The following is a 278-nucleotide window of genomic DNA, read 5'->3' as shown; positions in this document are numbered from 1 at the left end:
AACGCACAGGGTCTGAACCCGTTGTGACAGATTAGGGTTCCGGGAACGTGAAACGGCGGCGCGATTTCCCGCGCAGCCGTCACTTTTTCGGATCGTCGCCGTCAGAGGCGCGGCAAGCCTTACTGGCAGGCCAGGCACTCGTCGTAGTCGGTCTTGTCCGGCACGTCCAAGCCTGGAGCCGCCGCGACCTTGTCCTCGGCGCCAGCATAGGCCGCGCGCTGCACCGACTTGGAGCGCAGGTAGTACAGCGACTTCACGCCGCGCTCCCAGGCCATCCA

The 278-nt window shown here is 65.1% G+C and carries 1 protein-coding gene; it reads right to left on the bottom strand.

Annotation, left to right across the window (positions count from 1 at the left end):
* Positions 1 to 119: 119 nt before the first annotated feature.
* Positions 120 to 278: hypothetical protein (locus EIK80_RS26520; protein WP_199743656.1), on the bottom strand; the 159-nt coding region annotated here is incomplete at its 5' end.

It is taken from the genome of Caulobacter sp. 602-1 (assembly GCF_003931565.1).
Lineage (GTDB): Bacteria > Pseudomonadota > Alphaproteobacteria > Caulobacterales > Caulobacteraceae > Caulobacter.
This window is presented reverse-complemented; position numbering and strand designations above follow the sequence as displayed.